Source organism: Micromonospora sp. NPDC049374, from assembly GCF_040677165.1.
Taxonomy (GTDB): Bacteria; Actinomycetota; Actinomycetes; order Mycobacteriales; family Micromonosporaceae; genus Micromonospora.
The window spans coordinates 171,590-185,751 of sequence record NZ_JBFAQH010000004.1 but is presented as its reverse complement, the minus strand read 5'-3'; the positions used below and the strand labels follow the sequence as shown (position 1 = coordinate 185,751).

The following is a 14,162-nucleotide window of genomic DNA, read 5'->3' as shown; positions in this document are numbered from 1 at the left end:
TACGTGGACCCCGTCGTCACCACCCCTGCCACCCCGCCGACCAGCCCCGGCCCGTCCCGCGCCGTGCTGGCCGCCCGTAACGGTGTGGCGGTCGTGTTCGCGCTCAACGGACTGGCCGTCGCCACCTGGTTCGCCCGGGTGCCGGCGATCCGCGACGGACTCGGCCTCACCCCGGGCCGGCTCGGCCTGCTGCTGCTCGCCATGTCGGTCGGGGCGATCCTCGCCATGCCCACCGCCGGCCTGGTCACCCAGCGCCTCGGTGCCGCCCGAGCGGTGGCGGCGTCCACCCTGCTCGTCGCGCTCGGGCTGACCATCGCCGGGATCTCGGCCGGTGTGGCCGGATGGCTGCCCGGGGTGGCGGTGGGCCTGTTCGCGCTCGGCTACGGCTCGGGCAGTTGCGACGTCGCGATGAACACCGAGGGCGCGGCGGTCGAACGGCGGCTCGGCTGGACGGTGATGCCGCGCTTCCACGCTGCCTGGAGCCTTGGCTCGGTGGCCGGGGCGGGCGTCGGCGCGGGGGCCGCCCGCCTGGGCGTCCCGGTCGCCGTGCACCTCGGCGTGCTGGCCGCGGTGGTGCTCGGCGGCACCCTGCTCGGCGCGCGCGCGTTCCTGCCGGCCGAGCCGGAGCCGGCCGGCACCCCGGCCGGGCGTCGCAGTCGGCTGCTGGCCGCCTGGCGGGAGCCGCGCACCCTGCTCATCGGCCTGCTGGTGCTGGCGGCGGCGTTCGCCGAGGGAAGCGCCAACGACTGGCTCGCGGTCGCCTTCATCGACGGCTACGGCTTCAGTGAGGCGGCTGGCGCGGCGGTGTTCGGCGTCTTCGTGGTCGGTATGACACTGGGCCGCACCGTCGGCACGGTGGCGCTGGATCGCTGGGGGCGGGGACCGGTGCTGACCACGACCATCCTGCTGGCCGTCGTCGGCGCCGGTCTGGCGGTGCTTGCCGGTTCCGGTCCGATCGCGGTGTTCGGCGTCGCGTTGTGGGGAATCGGTGCCTCGCTCGGCTTCCCGGTGGGGATGAGCGCCGCCGCCGACGAGGAGGAGCACGCACACGTACGGGTCAGTGTGGTCGCGGTGATCGGCTACACGGCGTTCCTGGCCGGGCCGCCGTTGCTGGGCCTGCTCGGTGATCAGGTGGGCACGTTGCGGGCGCTGCTTGTCGTACCGCTGCTGCTGCTGCCGACCCTCCTGTTGGTCCCGGCGGCCCGCCCGCCCGCAGCCGGCGGCACGGGGGCGCCGGCGCGGGCGGGCTCAGCGCAGCCAGACGCGTAGCGGGCCGATGGTCCGGAAGCCGTGTCGTCGTGCCGTCGCCAGGTCGGCATCCTGTTCGTAGCCGACGAGGTGCCGACCCGCCCCGGCCGCGCACACTCCGGCCCACACCTGCTCCGGCGCGGCGTCGCGGGTGAAGACGTTGCTGACGCCGACCACCTCACCGGCGTCGTGCAACACCGCTCCGCCGGACCAGCCGCCGTGGCCGTCCGCCAGGCCGAGGATCCGTACCCGGGGGTCGGTCAGCAGGTCGGGACGGAAGACCGACCCGCCACCGTGGGCGTGGGCCCACGCCTTCAGGTCACCGGCCGTGGTGACCGGCACCAGGGCCTCGTGTCCCACCGGACTGCCGGGTGGCCGGTGCAGCCACTGCGCCTCGAACAGCACGTCGAAGCCGTGCCCGGCGAGGTCCAGGTCGGCGTAGCTGTCCTTGACCGACGCCCCCGGTCCGGCGTCGATCCGCCGCAACAGGCCCGCGTCGAGGCCGGGCCGCAGGGTCACCGCGTCCGGGTAGAGCGGCGGCGAACGGCGCGACACCGACCAGGCATCGGTGTCCAGTGAGCCGGGCCGGCCGTGAGTAGCGCAGACCAGGTCACACCAGGCGGCGTTCTCCCGCACCGCGAAGTGGATCATCGAGGCAGCCTACCGCGACGGGGGATTCTCACCCGGCTCACAGGCATCTGCCAGGTGACGGTGCTGCACTGGGAGTCACGCCGAGGAGAGGAGCCGGGCATGGGCTGGTTCAGCCGGCGGTCACGAGCCGCGCAGGGCACCCCGACGAAACTCGACCGCGAGGCCACCCCCGAGGACCTCGCCGCGCTGGAGCAGTTCGCCACCAGCCGGCAGGGGGTGGAGTTCTACCTGGAGCCGGAGACCACCGCCACCGACACCACCGTGATGGCCATCGCCCACGACGGCGAGTGGATCCGCCGCCGCACCGGCACGCCGCGCGCGGCCGGAGCCCTGGCCCGCAAACACGCCATCCCGCTCTACGAGGCCAACAAGGTCGGATACCCGGACCGGATGCGCGCCTGGAACCGGGCCCATCCGGAGCGTCGCGCCCGCTGAGCCGACCGGATTGCCGACTCAGCCGGTGATCGCCGCCCGGGCCTCGCCGAGGGTCAACGGTGGGCTGTGGCTGGAGACGTACCAGCCGATGTGGTCGTCGAGCAGCCGGCCGACAAGCGCGAGGTCCGGTTCGTCCGCTGGCGTCCGCAGGTGCGCCGGCGGTGGATACCAGCTGTCCCCGAGCAGCATGACCCCCGAGTCGGGTACCACCACGATGGTGGAGTCCGGGGCGTGCCGGCCGCCGACGTGGCGTACCAGCACACCGGTGGGCAGCTCCACCTCGTCGGTGAAGACGCGGGTGGGCGGCAGCACCCGCAGCTCGTCCCAGGAGTCGACGGCGAGGGCGCGGGCCCGGAAGCTCGGCCCGAGCCGTCGGTTGCGTAGCACCTCCTGGCGTAGGTAGCGGACGCTCCACGGCCGGGTCGCCTCGGCGCGCAGCAGTTCCGCGCCGCTGACCTGCCCGACGATCTCCACGTCCGGCCAGGCGCAGGCGCCCCAGACGTGGTCCCAGTGGTGGTGGGTGTAGACCAACCAGCGGGGTGCCGGCAGACCGGCGGCGAGCAATGCGGCCTGGATCTCGCGCGCATGCGACGGGCTGTGCCCGGCGTCCACCAGCACGCTGCCCCGCTCGTCGGCGATCACCGCGACACCGGCCTGCACCAACTCCGGATCGGGGTCACCCGCACAGAGCCAGACCCGCCCGGCAAGATGCTCGAACGCCATCACCATCACCGCACCCTAGCCCTTCACTCGCCACCCCGAACTCGGCGATCATGCAGTTCTGGCACTGAACAAAACAGGCATTTGGTAGGGGATCAACGACCACAACTGCATGATCGCGAGGGCTGGGGATCAGCGGACGGCGACCACGGCGGCGTCGGCGGCACCGCGCCAGAGGGTGCCGACCTCGGTGAATCCGGCGTTTCTGAGGGCGGTGAGGTGCCAGGAGGCCGGGGGCGTCCACTCCGGGCTGTGCCCGGAGGGGTAGATGGCGTGGCGTTGCCGCACCAGCGGAGCCAGGGTCGGGTCCTGCTCGGCCTGTTGCCACCACTGCGACCACGACAGCACGGCACCGGCGGCGTACCGGGCCGCCCGGTGTTCCCCGGCGTGGGCGAGCAGCCGTTTGGTCAACTCGGGCAGGTCGTCGTCGGGCATGTGGTCGGCGTTTACGAACAGAGCACCCGGCCGGAGCAGGTCGCGGATCTCCGTGTAGAGGATGCTCAACCGGTCGGCGGGCAGCCAGTGCAGCGCGGTGGCGGTGAGCACGGCGTCGTAACGCCGGTGCGGCAGCGCCGCGACCCAGTCCGGCCGGCTGAGATCGGCGGGAACGATGGTGGCCCGGTCGCCGAGGGAGGCGGTGGCGAGGGCGAGCAGCGCCGGGTCGAGATCGACCAGGGTGACCTCGGCGTCGGGGAACCGACGCAGGGCACGCAGTGAGATGGTGCCGGTGCCGCCGGCCAGGTCGAGCAGCCGGGGCGGGGTGGCCTCGCGGACGGCGTCGACCGCGTCGAGCATGGCGGCGAACCGGTGCTCGCGGTCCGGTAGATACGCCTCCTGCTGACGGTCCCAACTTTCCTGCCAGGCTGCGACGTTGCTGATGTAAGGACTCATGACGTGCACGCTAGTTACTAAGTGGCTCGCGTGTCCAGGCTTGTTGCCAAGCTTTTGCAACTACGAAAGAATGGCGGAGCGATGATCGGATCGGGCCGGACCGGGATGACCCGGCCCGGCCCGATCGTGTCTGCGCGTGCACCCACGTCCGCTCGTCCGTGGCCAGCCTCCGCGAACGCCCGGCGACCGGCGGTGCCATGATGTTCGTGGCGAGGGCGAGTGCCCGGCCGGAACGGACTGGAAGCAAGGTGGACCCGCAGCGCACCGCCGCGCACGAGATGTTCGACGCCGACGTGGCCTCCAACCGGCTCGGCATCGAGCTGATCAGCGCCGCCGACGGCAGCGCGGTGGCCCGGATGCGGATCACCGACGGCATGGTCAACGGACACCGCATCGCGCACGGCGGTTTCGTGTTCCTGCTGGCCGACACCGCGTTCGCACTGGCCTGCAACAGCCACGGTCCGGCCACCGTCGCGGCCGGAGCCGACATCACCTTCGTCCGCCCTGCCCGGCAGGGGGACGTGCTGGTCGCTCGGGCCAGCGAGCGCACCCGGTACGGCCGCAGCGGCATCTACGACGTCACCGTGAGTCGGGAGGGCGGGGAGGTGGTCGCGGAGTTCCGTGGACAGAGCCGGACACTGCGGGCGGTACCTGCCCCCGACGGTGGCGCGCCGGAACCGGAGGAGCGGGACCGCGCACCAACAGCCGGCCAGGGACGCTGACCCGGAACCCGGCACCGCTGCTCCAGCCGGTCCGTGTCGACGGCCCGCCCGGGACGGATCCCGTGCGCGCCGCTCCGTGGTGGTCGCGGGCGTCGGGCACGATGTCCCGATGGGACACGTCGTGCTCTTCCATTCCGTGTACGGGCTGCGGCCGGCGGTGCGGGAGGCCGCCGACCGGCTGCGGGCCGCCGGCCATCAGGTGCGCTCGCCCGACCTGTACGGCGTACCCGCCGTCGACTCCGTGGCGGAGGGTTTCGCCCTGCTGGAGCGGATCGGCCAGCAGACCGTTCTCGACCGGGCCCGCGCGGCGCTCGACGGGCTGCCGCCCGACACCGTGCTCGCCGGGTTCTCGATGGGTGCCGGGGTGGCTGGCGCGTTGCTGGCCGAACGACCCGACACCGCCGGCCTGCTGTTGTTGCACGGCACCGGAGGCTCCCCGGCGGCGGTTCGTCCCGGCCTCCGGGTGCACCTGCACCTGGCCGACCCGGACGCCTACGACCCGCCCGACGAGGTAGAACTGTGGCAGCGGGAGATGATCGCGGCCGGAGCGGATCTCGTGGTGCACCGTTATCCCGGGGCGGGGCATCTCTTCACCGACCCGACCGTCGCCGACCACGACCCGGTCGCTGCCGAGCTGACCTGGGATCGGGTGCTGGCTTTCCTGCAGCGCCGTTGACTCCGCCGTCGACCGGGGGACCACGGCGCAGGCCCGCCGCACCAGCCGGCTCGCGATCGTCCCGGCCGTCGAGGTGACGCGGCCGGCCGGGACGACCCGGCTCGGGGGCATCCCGGTCACCGGGGTGGTCTGGCCGATCCGCCGGTCGAGGACGGCGCGCACCGCCCGGGGCAGCCGGGCGCCGGCGACCTGCCGCAGCACCGGATCGGTGACGTCGTAACCGCCGGTCGGCAGGGGCACCAGCAGGCCGTCGCCGGTCAGGGTGGTCAGCTCCGCCGCCGCCCGGCTCGGCGGCCAGTCGAGGACGTCGGCAAGCTCCGCGACGGTGCGGCCCGGCGCGAGCGCGGCGGCGGTCAGGACCGCACGCGCACCACCGTCGAGACGATCCAGTCGGGCCTCGACGACCCGACGGACACACTCCGGTACGGGCAGCTCTCCGGGCTCGCCCCCGGCGAGCGTACGGACGTAGGCCACCGCCCGCCCGGGGTTGCCCCCGGTCACCGAAATCAGCCGGGCCGCCAGTCCGGCCGGTTGACCGGCCCGGCGCAGCAGTCGGCGCAGGAGCCGGCCGGTGGTGATGGTGTCGAGCGGGGACAGGCGCACCCTGGCCGCCGGTCGACCGGCAACGCCCAGCTCCTGGGTGCCGGTCGCGACCAGCACCAGCGGCAGGTCACGCTCGTCGGCCAACTCCACGAGCGTGGCCAGTTGGCGGCGCAGCTCCGGTGCGGCACGGTCGAGATCGTCGACGGCGACCACGACCGGCTGCCGCCGGGCCAGGCTCAGCAGCACCTCGCGCCAACAGCTCACCGCGCGGGCCTGAGCGGCTGGCGGGGAACCCCGCTGCGGCTGCGGCTCGCTCGCCGTCGGATGTCCCGGCGGACTCTGCGCCGGATCGGCGGCCACCCCGAGCAGGTCGTCCATCGTGTCCAGGGCGGGCGTCAGCAGGTCGGCCGGCACCAGACCCGTCAGGGCGGCGGCGAGCCGGCGGCGTACCGTCTCGGGGTCGTCGCTCACGCCGGCCCGGGCCAGCCCACGGACCAGGTCCGCGACGGGCGCCAACGGCCCCTCCGGATAGGGCGGGCAGGTCGTCGAAGACCAACGCACCGGGACACCGCCCAGCGTGTGGGTGGTCCGCGCCAGTTCCCGCAACAGGCGACTGCGCCCGCTACCGGGCGGACCGAGCAGCAGCACCCGCCGGTCGCCGCGCCCGCGCACCGCGTCGGCGAGGTGTTCCCGCGCGACGGCCAACTCCCGTCGCCGGCCGAGCAGCGGGAGGTCGTGCCGTGGCGCTCGGGGACGCTCGGTGCCGATCGCGTGCCAGACGTCGACCGGCAGTGCCTTGCCGGCAACGGTCACCGCCGGAACCGGGCGCTGTGCGATCAGCCCGACGACGGCCCGATGCGTGGCCGGGCAGAGCGCCACCCCGCCGGGCGGGGCGTGCTCCTGTAGCCGGGCGGCGAGGGTGACGACCGCACCGCTGGCCACGCCGTGGCCACCGTCGTGGCTGACGGCCAGGTCGACCACGGCCTCACCGGTGGCGACGCCGACCCGGACCCGCAGGCCCGGTGCCGAGGCCAGCGGGCGGCCGTCCAGCGCCCGCTGGATCTCCAGCCCGGCGCGCACCGCTCGGTACGCGTCCCACCCGTCAGCGCGGCGCGCGCCGAACAGAGCCATCACCGCGTCGCCGACGTACTTCTCCACCGCGCCGTTCCACCGTCTCAGCACTCGGCCGACGGTGCCGAAGTAGGCCCGTTGCAGGGCGCGGACGTCCTCCGGGTCGAGCCGGTCGACCAACCGGGTCGACCCGACGATGTCGACGAAGAGGACCGTGACGGTCCGCCGCTCCTCCGTCACGGGCCAACACACTCGCTCGACGGCTACCTGACCAGCGACAACAGAACTGGGCATGGAGATCGCACCTGCCTCTCCCCCCGTACGCGCTGACGATGTCCGGAGCCTGTCACCGCTGGTCTGACGGCGGATCGGCAGAACGACGTATGTCGGCCGAACGCAACCTTTGGTCGCAATGTCGACGCGATGAGTAGGACTGACGGGAGGCACCTGTAGAACGGGGACGGAACCTGTGACTAGGCTGCGAGCCATGGCCAGCGACGTGGACACCACACCGCTCGTGGGTCGGGACGACCTGATGGCGACGGTACGATCCGCGCTGCTCGACGACGTCACGCCGGGGCAAACGGCGGCGGTGTTCCTGACCGGTGAGAGTGGCGTGGGTAAGACCCGCCTGCTGCACGAGATCGGCGAGCAGTTGGGCCACGGGGGTGCCCTGGTGCTCACCGGGTCCTGTCTGGACATCGGCGACGCCTCGCCGCTGCATCCCCTGCGACAGGCGCTGCGCCGCCTCGACGCCGACCTCGCCCCGCCGGCCGCAGCGTCCGTCCGCGCGCTGCTCGGGGTCTTCGCTGAGGACCGGGCCGGCCCGGACGGCGCGGGTGCGTTGCTGGAGCGGGTGTCCCGCGGGCTGAATGTGATCGCCGGTGGCCGCCCGCTGGTGCTGGTACTCGACGACCTCCAGTGGGTCGACCGGACGACCCGCCAACTTCTGCTCTACCTGCTCGCCGGCCTCGGTGACCTGCAACTGTCGGTGCTGGCGGCGGTGCGGTCGGAGTCGTTGCAGGGGGCGCATCCGTTGCGTCGGGTGCTCACCGAGCTGCGCCGACTGCGTTCGGTGCGGGTGCTCGACCTGGCCCCGCTGGATCGGGCCGGCACCGAGGAGTTGGCCACCACCGTGATGCGTCGGCACCTGGCGCCGGAGGCGGCCGAGCAACTGTGGCAACGCAGCGGCGGCAACCCCTTCGTCGTCGAGGAGCTCTCCCGGGAACTGCGCGATGGTCGCGACGGGCTCTCCGACACCCTCCGCGAGGTCTTCCTCGCCCGGGTGGACGCGCTGCCCCGACCGGCGCACCGCGCTGTGCACGCCGTCGCCGCCGGCGTCGAACCGGTGGAGCACTGGCTGCTCGCCCGGGTGGTCGGGCTGCCGGAGCACGAGCTGCTCGACGCGGTCCGGGCAGCGGTGTCCCATCGGTTGCTGGTCGGCTCGGCCGACGGCTACCGGCTACGCCACCGGCTCGTCGCCGAGGTGCTGGAGGATGAGCTGCTCCCCGCCGAGCGGGCGCTGCTGCACCGGCGCTACGCCGAGGCGCTGACCTCGGCACCGGCCGAGTTGCATCAGGCCCGCTTGGCCCATCACTGGCGGCTGGCCGGTGAGCCGGAGCGGGCGCTGCCGGCGGCGATGGCCGCCGCCGAGGAGGCGGAGCGGCTTTACGGCTACGCCGAGGCGCACCGACACTGGTCGGTGGCGCTGCAGTCGGCCGAGGGGTTGCCCGGCGTCGACCGGCCCACGCTGCTCGGGCGGGCGGCCGAGGCGGCCCACCACTGTGGTGAGTACGCCCGCGCGTTGGCCCTGCTCGAGGAGCTGGCCGGTGCCGACACCGACCTTCCGGCCTGCGAGCTGCACATCCGGCGGGCCCGTTACCTCGCCGCCGCCGGCCGTTCCGCGTTGGCCGAGGCGGAGTACGAGCAGGCGCTCGCCGCCGCCGACTGCACACCAGGGCAGCGGGCCACCGCCGCCGCCCGACTGGCGGAGCTGCTGCTGCAACTCGGCCGGTACGCCGAGGCAGGCGAGCGGGCGCGGGAGGCACTTGCCCTGGCCGAGCAGGTGGACGGGGCGACCACCGAGGTGGTGCTGGCCAGCGCCGCGTTGGGCTTCTCCGAGGCGTACCGCCAGGATCCGGACGCGGGCCTGGCGGTGTTGCGACGGGCACTGGCCACCGCCGAGCGGGCGGGTCGTCCAGAGGATGTCGCGTTGGCCTATCTGCACCTGGCCGAGCTGCTGACCGGGCCGCTGAACATCCTCGAGGAGGGTGTGGTGGTCGCCCGCCGGGGTGCCGAGCGGGTCGCCGAGCTGGGGTTGGGTCGGTCCTACGAGACCCGGCTGCTGGCCATCGCCACCAATGGGCTGTTCCGGGTAGGACAGTGGGCCGAGGCGGAGAAGGTGGTCGCCTCGGCCCTGCGGCACCGTCCCTCCGGCGCGGATGCCGTCGAGTTGCTGCTGGCCCGCTGCCGGCTGTCGGTCGGCTACGGCGACGTCGAGGCGGCCGACCGGGATCTGGACGCCGTGGCGACAATCCTGGCCGGCGGCGGCGCCCGGCACGTCATCCCGCTGCTCACCTTGCGGGCCGGGCTGGCCATGTGGCAGGGGCGGCACGATGTGGCCCGACACGCGGTGCAGCGGGGTCTGACCGAGACCCGCTCCGACGACCTGGTCATCCTCGCGGTGCTCGTCTGGCACGGGCTGCGCGCCGAGGCGGAGGCGCACGCCAGCCGCACGGTCGCCGTCGACGACAACGCGGTGCGCCGGCTGCGTGGGATCGCCGAAAGGGTGGCGGCACGCAGCGAGCGGGCGGCCCGGCCGGTGCGCTACGTGATCGACGGCTACCTGGCGTTGTGCGCCGCTGAGGTGAGCCGGCTCGACGGTGCCGATCCGGAGCTGTGGGCGCGGGCGGCGGCCGAGTGGGACCACCGCAACCACCCGTACCCGGCGGCGTACTCGCGCCTGCGTCAGGCCGAGGCGTTGCTGGCCAGCCGCCGCAAGGCCGCCACCGCCGGTAAGCTGCTGCGCCAGGCGTACCAGTCGGCGCAGGCGCTGGGGGCGGTGCCGCTGACCGACGAGATCCGTACGCTCGCCGGGCGGGCCCGGGTCGCGTTGGAGGAACGCGGCGCGGTCGGGGCCGCGACGCCCGACGGATCGGGCGGTGAGGAACTGGCCGCCCTGACCGCGCGGGAGCGTGAGGTGCTGGCCGCGGTGGCCGAAGGGCTGACCAACAAGGAGATCGGTCAGCGGCTGTTCATCAGCGAGCGGACCATCGGCGTCCACGTGTCACACATCTTCGACAAGCTTCAGGTACGTACCCGGGTCCAGGCCAGCGCCATCTTCCTGCGTAGTCGGGCGTAGGTGTCGGATACGTCGTTCTACTGATGTCCGCGCAGCGGACGCCTGAAAGGCTGGGGCCCGGCGTCGCAACGGGCACGACGACGCCGGCGAGCAGCCTGGAGGGGACATGAGCGAGCGCGGTGGGTGTGGTGAGCCGGCGTGGGGGCCGGTGCACCGGGACATCGTCGACCTGCTGGCCGATCATCCGACCGACGTGCCCGCCGTCGTCGACCACCTGACGAAGCTTCAGGACATGCTGGTCCGGCTGCCTCCGCTGCTGGACAGCTGCCCACTGGCCGATTTCAACAAGCTGTATCTCACCATCACCTCCAGCGTGCTGGACGGGCTGTACGCCGACCGGTTCGTCGACCCGGTCTTCCTGTCCCGGCTGGACGTCGAGTTCGCGGCCCGCTACTTCGACGCGTTACGGATGTGGAGTGACGCCAGCCCGAGCACGCCCCGGGCCTGGTCGTGCCTGTTCGAGCGGATGCGTGGGCCGGACGCCCGACCGTTGCCCTCGGCGGCGGCCGGCGTCAACGCGCACATCAACTTCGACCTGCCGTTCGCGCTGGTCACCACGTTCGACCACCTGGAGTCCGAGCCGGTCGACGGCAGCGACCAGCACCGGGACTACCTGGAGATCAACAAGATCTTCGCCGACAAGATCCCTGGCCTGCGCCGGGGCTACCTCGAGCAGTGGCAACTGCTCATCGACATGCTCAACGGCGAGATCGACGACTGGTATCAGGGCGAACTGATCCACTACACGCGCGATGTCGCCTGGCGCAACGCGCAGCGGATCTGGCGGTGCCGGCACGACCCGCACCAGCATGAGCGCGAGCGCAGGCGGCTAGACGACACGGCCGCCGCGCTCGGTCGGTTGCTGCTGTCGCCCCTCGGGGCGTTCCTGCAGTAACCGGGACGGGGGGTCCCCGCGCTCCGTCCACCCGAGGGGCGCGGGGGCATCCGACCCGAGCCCCGGACGGCAACGTCCGGAGGCGGCCACGGGGGGCACGGGGGAGATGGGGGACACGGGGGACCACGGGGGGACCACGGGGAAACAGGGGCCGGCCGGCCCGGGGGGTGTCGGCCGGCCCCTGCGGGGTACGCCGCGACCATGACCGCTGTGTCCCGGCGCCGTCCTGCCGCCCGGCCGCGACCGCGCCCCGCCGCCCCACCCCGCCCCGCGCGGCCGGGAGACCGTGCCGGCCGCGGAGCCCGGAGATGACCGCTCAGGTTTTCGGGTTCCGCTTCGACTCGCGGTTCCGTTGGCTGCTGGCGCTGATCGGCGTCCGGCCCGGCACCGCCTGGGTGCGGGTCGACTCCGCCCAACTGCTGGTCCGGTTCGGCCCCTGGCAGCTACGCACCGAGCGGGAGAACGTCGCGGGCGTGGAGAGCGGCGGCCCGTACCGCTGGTGGCGGGTGATCGGCCCGCACCTGTCCGGCGCCGACACCGGCGTCACCTTCGGCACCACCACGGCCGCCGGGCTCTGTGTCCGATTCGTGCGACCGGTGCCTGCTCTGCTGCCCGGCCGGTGGCCCCGCCATCCCGGGATGACGGTCACCGTGGCCGACCCCGCCGACCTGGCCCGGGCGCTGACCGCTCCGGCTGGCGGCTGACCGGAAGCGGACCGGTTGACCGACCGAACCACCACCTACGGTCTGTTCGACAACGGTGAGGCGGGGGCATGGGGGACGGGACGAGAGCGCGACGGGGCCGGGAACGCCGCCGCCCGGCGACCGGTGCCCCGGAACCGGGGTTGCGTGCCGCGCGGGATCCGACACGTAAGGGGGAACGGGCGGGGCGGCGGGTCACCGTGCCCGAGCGGGTGGCCGTCCCGACCGGCCCGGTGGCACCGGAGAGCCGGCTGCGTCGGTGGTTGTTCGTCCACCGGGTGCAGCCGGTCGGACCGGAGACCGCCGAGGGACAGACCCGGTCGCACGCCTGGTGGCGGGTGATGTGCCTGACCGGTGTCGACTACTTTTCCACCCTGTCCTACCTGCCCGGCATCGCCGCCCTGGCCGCCGGTGCACTGTCTCCCGTGGCGACCCTGCTGATCGTCGCACTGACCCTGTTCGGCATGTTGCCGATGTACCGCCGGGTGGCCCGGGACAGTCCGCACGGCCAGGGCTCGGTGGCGATGCTGGAACGCCTGCTGCCGTTCTGGCGCGGCAAGATATTCGTGCTGGTGCTGCTCGGTTTCGTCGCCACCTCGTGGATCGTCACGATCACGCTCTCCTCGGCCGACGCCACCGTGCACGTGCTGCAGAATCCGTACCTGCCGGAGTGGTTCGGCGGTACCGGCATCGCCGTCGGGGTGACCGTGGTCCTGCTGCTGATTCTCGGCGCGGTGTTCCTGCTCGGCTTCCGGGAAGCCGTGGCGGTGGCCGTACCGCTGGTGGCCGCCTTCCTCGGGCTGAACGCGGTGATCGTGGGGGTGTCACTTGTCGAACTGGCCGGTGATCCTCGTCCGCTGGCGGACTGGACGGCGGCGCTGACCGCGGGCGGCGGTCCGGGCCAGGTGGCGCTGACCGCGGCGTTGGCGTTCCCGCTGCTGGTGCTGGGTTTGTCCGGGTTCGAGACCGGGGTCAGCATGATGCCGCTGGTGGCGGGGGAGGGGCCCGACGCGCCGGCCCGGTTGGCCGCCCGGATCCGCAACACCCGGCGGCTGCTCACCGCCGCCGCGCTGATCATGTCGGTCTACCTGCTCTCCACCACCTTCGTCACCGCGGTGCTGATCCCGCCCGAGGCGTTCGCCCCGGGCGGTGCCGCCAACGGGCGAGCGCTGGCGTATCTCGCCCACGAGCAGGTGGGTGAGGCATTCGGTACCGCCTACGACGTGAGCAGCGTGCTGATCCTCTGGTTCGCCGGTGCCTCGGCGATGGCCGGGCTGATCAACATCGTGCCGCGCTACCTGCCCTCGTACGGCATGGCGCCGGAGTGGGCGCGCGCGGTGCGCCCGGTGGTGATCGTCTACACGCTTGTCTGCATCGTGCTGACCGTCGTGTTCCGTGCCGACGTCGACGCACAGGCGGGGGCGTACGCCACCGGGATCCTGGCGATGATGGTATCGGCGGCCGTCGCGGTGGCCATCGCCGCCGCCGGCCGCCGGCAACGCGGCGTCGCCGCCGGCTTCACGGTGCTCACCCTGGTGCTGCTGTACGCGCTGGTGGAGAACGTGATCGAGAAGCCGGACGGGATCGCCATCTCCGGACTGTTCATCCTCGGCATCATCGCCGTGTCGCTGGTGTCCCGGGTGACCCGCACCACGGAGCTACGGGCGGAGCGGGTCGAGTTCGACGAGACGGCGCGGCGGTTCGTGGCCGAGTCGGTGGCGCACGACGGGCGGCTGCACGTGATCGCCCACAAGCGGCGCAGCGGGGCGGTCAAGGAGTACACCATCAAGGAGCGCGCGCAGCGGGGCCTGAACCCGGTCCCGGGAGCGACCGACGTGCTCTTCCTGGAGATCGACGTGGTGGACCCCTCCGGGTTCCGCCATGTGCTGCGGGTGTGCGGCGTCGAGGTGGGTGGCTACCGGGTGCTGCGGGCCAGCAGCCCGGCGGCACCAAACGCCATCGCGGCGATCCTGCTGGCGCTGCGGGACGCCACCGGCGTACGCCCGCACGCCCACTTCGAGTGGTCGGAGGGGAACCCGATTGCTCACCTGCTGCGCTATCTCATCCTCGGTCGGGGGGACACCCCACCTGTGGTACGCGAGATCCTGCGCAAGTCCGAGCCTGATCCGGCACGCCGTCCCGGCATTCACGTCGGAGGTTGAGCGGCGCCGTCGATGCCGGCTCCGAGTAGACGTGAAGCCGAATGGCTTACTCATTCACTTATGCCTGATTTGTGCCATGTGTCGCC

The 14,162-nt window shown here is 73.1% G+C and carries 10 protein-coding genes and 2 pseudogenes; 8 read left to right on the top strand and 4 right to left on the bottom strand.

Features of this window, described 5'->3' with window-relative positions:
* Positions 1 to 63 precede the first annotated feature (63 nt).
* Positions 64 to 1,269: an MFS transporter gene (locus AB0J93_RS09200; RefSeq protein WP_363920239.1), complete on the top strand. Its 1,206-nt coding sequence runs from the start codon at positions 64 to 66 to the stop codon at positions 1,267 to 1,269.
* Here AB0J93_RS09200 and AB0J93_RS09195 read toward each other — a convergent pair.
* A complete protein-coding gene (locus AB0J93_RS09195; protein ID WP_363919815.1) occupies positions 1,249 to 1,899 on the bottom strand; it encodes a hypothetical protein in 651 nt (216 codons plus the stop codon). The two genes, AB0J93_RS09200 and AB0J93_RS09195, sit on opposite strands and share 21 nt — an antisense overlap.
* Positions 1,900 to 1,998: 99 nt before the next feature.
* On the opposite strand from AB0J93_RS09195, the gene AB0J93_RS09190 reads away from it, so the two are divergent.
* On the top strand, positions 1,999 to 2,334 hold the full coding sequence (locus AB0J93_RS09190) for a hypothetical protein (protein ID WP_363919813.1): 336 nt from the start codon (positions 1,999 to 2,001) through the stop codon (positions 2,332 to 2,334).
* 18 nt (positions 2,335 to 2,352) lie between these two features.
* Here AB0J93_RS09190 and AB0J93_RS09185 read toward each other — a convergent pair whose 3' ends face one another.
* Both AB0J93_RS09185 and AB0J93_RS09180 read right to left on the bottom strand, forming a co-directional pair.
* Positions 2,353 to 3,063, bottom strand: a complete 711-nt coding sequence (locus AB0J93_RS09185; protein WP_363919811.1) for an MBL fold metallo-hydrolase — start codon at positions 3,061 to 3,063, stop codon at positions 2,353 to 2,355.
* Between the two features lie 123 nt (positions 3,064 to 3,186).
* On the bottom strand, positions 3,187 to 3,945 hold the full coding sequence (locus tag AB0J93_RS09180; protein ID WP_363919809.1) for a class I SAM-dependent methyltransferase: 759 nt from the start codon (positions 3,943 to 3,945) through the stop codon (positions 3,187 to 3,189).
* 200 nt (positions 3,946 to 4,145) lie between these two features.
* Between AB0J93_RS09180 and paaI the strand changes: the two are divergent.
* Positions 4,146 to 4,586: pseudogene (gene paaI, locus AB0J93_RS09175) on the top strand (hydroxyphenylacetyl-CoA thioesterase PaaI); the annotation flags it as partial.
* Positions 4,587 to 4,776: 190 nt separating this feature from the next.
* The gene (locus tag AB0J93_RS09170) at positions 4,777 to 5,343 is read left to right on the top strand and encodes a dienelactone hydrolase family protein (protein WP_363920237.1); all 567 of its coding nucleotides are present in this window, start codon (positions 4,777 to 4,779) and stop codon (positions 5,341 to 5,343) included.
* 663 nt (positions 5,344 to 6,006) lie between these two features.
* Here the strand turns inward: AB0J93_RS09170 and AB0J93_RS09165 are convergent.
* Positions 6,007 to 7,251: pseudogene (locus AB0J93_RS09165) on the bottom strand (adenylate/guanylate cyclase domain-containing protein); the annotation flags it as partial.
* A 193-nt stretch (positions 7,252 to 7,444) separates the two neighbouring features.
* Here AB0J93_RS09165 and AB0J93_RS09160 point away from each other — a divergent pair.
* The 4 genes from AB0J93_RS09160 (at position 7,445) to AB0J93_RS09145 (ending at position 14,076) form a co-directional block, all read left to right on the top strand.
* The gene (locus tag AB0J93_RS09160) at positions 7,445 to 10,318 is read left to right on the top strand and encodes an AAA family ATPase (protein ID WP_363919807.1); all 2,874 of its coding nucleotides are present in this window, start codon (positions 7,445 to 7,447) and stop codon (positions 10,316 to 10,318) included.
* A gap of 106 nt (positions 10,319 to 10,424) precedes the next feature.
* Positions 10,425 to 11,213 carry a DUF5995 family protein gene (locus AB0J93_RS09155; RefSeq protein ID WP_363919805.1) on the top strand — a complete coding sequence of 263 codons (789 nt, stop codon included), beginning with the start codon at positions 10,425 to 10,427 and terminating at the stop codon, positions 11,211 to 11,213.
* A gap of 308 nt (positions 11,214 to 11,521) precedes the next feature.
* Positions 11,522 to 11,917: a hypothetical protein gene (locus AB0J93_RS09150; protein WP_363919803.1), complete on the top strand. Its 396-nt coding sequence runs from the start codon at positions 11,522 to 11,524 to the stop codon at positions 11,915 to 11,917.
* Positions 11,918 to 11,985: 68 nt separating this feature from the next.
* Complete coding sequence (locus AB0J93_RS09145; protein WP_363919801.1) at positions 11,986 to 14,076, top strand: amino acid transporter; 2,091 nt, start codon at positions 11,986 to 11,988, stop codon at positions 14,074 to 14,076.
* Positions 14,077 to 14,162: the final 86 nt, after the last annotated feature.